Below are 3,260 nucleotides of genomic sequence, written 5' to 3' on the forward strand. Positions count from 1 at the left end.
CTCCTGGGCCAGTGGTGCGGCGGCCGCGGCGTGGTAGCGCAGCAACGCGACAGCGGCCGTGGCGTGCACGAATGCCGCCCGCCAGCCCGCTGACTTCCCCGGCGCCCGCAGGTACAGCTCGGTCAGCAGGTCGTCGGCGAGCACCCGCAGTCGCTGGGCGTCGGTCGAGCGCCCGACCGATCGACCGGGTTCCCAGATCGCGGCCGTGTCACTCCACCGCGCCTCGTCCCCGATCAGGTCGTCGATCTCGGCAGCCCGGTCCAGGCCGAGGAACCGGCAGACCTGGGTGAGGTGCCGGCGCGGGCTCGGAGCACTCTCCAGCTCGACCGGGGCGTCGAAGCCGTGGAACGTCAGGCGCTCGGCGGCCGGCCGTCCGGCGTTCCACTCCCGCATCCGCAGCAGGAGGTCGCGGTTGGCCGGGGCTGCCCCGAATCCGTGGCTGAACCCTTCGGCGAGCGCCTGGTCGAGCGTCACGGCGGCGACGCCCTGCACGAACTCGTCGGCGATCAGCCCGGCCGCCCGGTCGCTCTCCACGGCGATCGAGCGGTAGCCGCGCTCGGTCAGCGACAGAAAAGCCTCGTTGCGGAGCTGGAGGAAGGCGGACTCACCATGCGTCGGTTCGCCGAGCGCGAGCAGGTCCGGGGATACCGCCAGCAGGTCGAGAAAAGATGACATTCCATGAACCGTATCGTTGAACCAGCGGTTGAAACTCACGAGCGGCGGAGCGCGGTGGCAGCAACAAAACCTTCAAACCCAGTGGTACGCCGACCGGTCGATCTCGCGCGCGTCCACGGCCTCTCCGCGCAGGCCGTACGCAACTACGAACGAGACGGCGTCCTGCCGCCGGCCCAGCGCACCCCGAACGGCTACCGTCGCTTCACCGAGCTGCACGTCAAGGCGCTGCGTGCCTACCTCGCGTTGATCCCGGGCCACGGCCATGCGGCCAGCGGCGAGATCATGCGGGCCGTCAACCGGGGTGCGATCGACACGGCGTTGCGCACGATCGACGAGGGTCATGCCCTGCTCCAGCGCGATCGCGAAACCCTGGACGCGGTCGAGGCGGCGGTGGCGACGCTCACCGGAACGAGACCGCAACCGCAGAGCCAGAAAGCCGTGCCGATCAGCGTGTTGGCTCACCGGCTCGGTCTACAGCCAGCCACGCTGCGCAAGTGGGAGCGGGCCGGGGTGCTGCGACCGGTACGTGATCCGGTGACCCGCTACCGGCTCTACCGTGCCGACGACGTCCGGGACGCCGAACTGGCCCACCTGTTGCGCCGCGGTGGCTACCGGCTCGACCACATCGCCGGCGTGCTGCGTCGAGTGCGCGACGCTGGCGGTGCCGAACCGCTCGCCGCCTCGCTGTTCCAGTGGCGGCAACGGCTCACCGAGCGAGGCCGGGCCATGCTCACCGGGGCCGCCCGGCTCGCCGATTACGTCGACGCTGGTTCGGCAGGAGGCGTGCAGCGCTGACCTCGTCTCCTGGCTCAACAGCCACGGAGACGTCCCGCTGGCTTCCTCCGCCCTCGTCGAGGTTGAGGTGCCCAGAGCGTTGCGCCGATCAACCCCGCAAGCGTTGATGGGCCGCAGGGTTGCCCGTGGCAAGCCCAGGCCAGAACTGACCCGTGGTTCAGATCTGTCCGCCCTCACCCGGACCGCGCCTTGACCAGTGAGGCGAAGACCACCACGTTGTCCGCGTAGCCGGTCTCGCCGCCGACCCACTGGCCGCCGCAGGTGATCAGTCGGAGGCTCGGGCGGCTGAAGTCGCCGTACACCTCGTCCACCGGCAGCCGGCCCTTGTCGAACTTCTCCACCGAGTTGACCTCGAAGACCGCCACGCGCTGGTCGGTGCGGGTGACCTCGATCTCGTCACCGGAGCGTAGCTCGCGGAGCTTGTGGAAGACCGCCGGCCCGCTGTTGGTGTCGACGTGCCCGACGATCACGGCTGGGCCGTACTGGCCCGGGGTGGGCCCCTGGTCGTACCAGCCGGCCTCCTGGGCGCGGGCCGCGTCCGGCACGGCGATCGTGCCGTCCGGGGCGATACCCACGTCGTGTACGGGCGCCCGCACGTCGATCTTCTCGATGGCGAGGCTGGTCGGTTGGCTGGCCGGCAGCACCGGGAACTTCTTCGGCGGCGGTCGCAGTCCGGCGCTGAGCCGGTCCGGCAGCAGGCTCATGCCGGTCACCTGCTCGACGCCGAGCATCGCCACGATCAGCACCATCAGCGCGGCGATGGCCAGCACCGGGAACCCGGGGCTCGTACCGAACCGGTGTCGGGCCGACGACGGCCCGGCCGGGCGCCGCGGTGGCAGCGGGCGGGCGGCCGGATCGGTGGTGGTGACGCTGGCCGACACGGCCTGCCCGGCGACCCGGCGCAGCCGTCCGGAGACGCGGGCCACCACCCGGCCGGACGCGCGCAGCGCCGGCCCGGCCCGGAGGCGGACGCGGCGGTTCGGCCGCGCACGCGCGGATCTGCGGGTCATGGGTGATCCGGCTCAGGAGCCGGCTCCCGGTCGACGTCGGCCGCCGGCCATCCCGAGCACGATCGCGGTGGCCACCAACGCCACGCCACCGAGCACCAGCAGCGAGCCGGTGCCGCGCCCGCCGGCCATCCCACCGCCACCGGTCGCCGGGCCCTTGCTGGGCGAGGCCATGTTCAGCACGGTCAGCGTGGTCGACGACGTCTGGCCGTTCTCGCAGCGCAGGTCGACCGGGTAGTCACCGGCCGGCTTGTCCCTTGCGATGGTGACCTGCGCGGTCAGGAAGCCCTTGTCCGGTTTGAGCTGAACGTGCCCGAACGCGTCGGAGTGCACGCTGGACTGCCGGTTGTTGTTGTCGTTGTCGCAGCTCGCCTTGATGCTGACCCGGCTGCCGGCCTGGGCGCTGTTCGGTGTCACTTCGACGAAGACGTTCTCGCCGGCTCGCGCCGGCGCGACCGACAACAGGACGAACGCCCCGACCAGCCCCACCAGTGTCAGTGCGGACGAGAGCGCGCGGTTGATCGTGCGGATTGCCTGCATGATTTCCCCCCAACCGGCGACGACCGCCGGAACCCTCCCCTGGGCACGCGCGCTGCTTTCCCGCTGGCGGGGAGGCAAACCCGCCCCGCACCCCGCCCCGCACCCACCAACGCTCGCGATCTTGCACTTTCTGCGGTGACGAATCGGCGCTTAGCCGGCATTTCACCAACAGAAACTGCAAGATCGCGGGGAGGTGGGGTGGGGTGGGGTCAGCGTGGGCGGGGGATGGGGCCGGTGGTGGGG

The 3,260-nt window shown here is 71.3% G+C and carries 4 protein-coding genes; 1 reads left to right on the plus strand and 3 read right to left on the minus strand.

Annotated features, from left to right (window positions below; translation table 11 throughout):
• Positions 1–675: erythromycin esterase family protein (locus KBX08_RS32600; protein ID WP_210787611.1), on the minus strand; the 675-nt coding region annotated here is incomplete at its 3' end.
• An 81-nt stretch (positions 676–756) separates the two neighbouring features.
• Between KBX08_RS32600 and KBX08_RS32605 the strand changes: the two genes are divergently transcribed.
• Positions 757–1,470, plus strand: coding sequence for a MerR family transcriptional regulator (locus KBX08_RS32605; RefSeq protein ID WP_238688595.1), 714 nt, complete (start codon positions 757–759; stop codon positions 1,468–1,470).
• Positions 1,471–1,643: 173 nt separating this feature from the next.
• Here KBX08_RS32605 and KBX08_RS32610 read toward each other — a convergent pair whose 3' ends face one another.
• Together KBX08_RS32610 and KBX08_RS32615 are read right to left on the minus strand one after the other, a co-directional pair.
• Complete coding sequence (locus tag KBX08_RS32610; protein WP_210787613.1) at positions 1,644–2,480, minus strand: class F sortase; 837 nt, start codon at positions 2,478–2,480, stop codon at positions 1,644–1,646.
• 12 nt (positions 2,481–2,492) lie between these two features.
• Positions 2,493–3,017 (minus strand): hypothetical protein, encoded by a 525-nt coding sequence (locus tag KBX08_RS32615; protein ID WP_210787614.1) that lies wholly within the window; start codon positions 3,015–3,017, stop codon positions 2,493–2,495.
• Between the last annotated feature and the right edge of the window lie 243 nt (positions 3,018–3,260).

Source organism: Micromonospora sp. H61, assembly GCF_018070325.1.
GTDB lineage: Bacteria > Actinomycetota > Actinomycetes > Mycobacteriales > Micromonosporaceae > Micromonospora > Micromonospora salmantinae.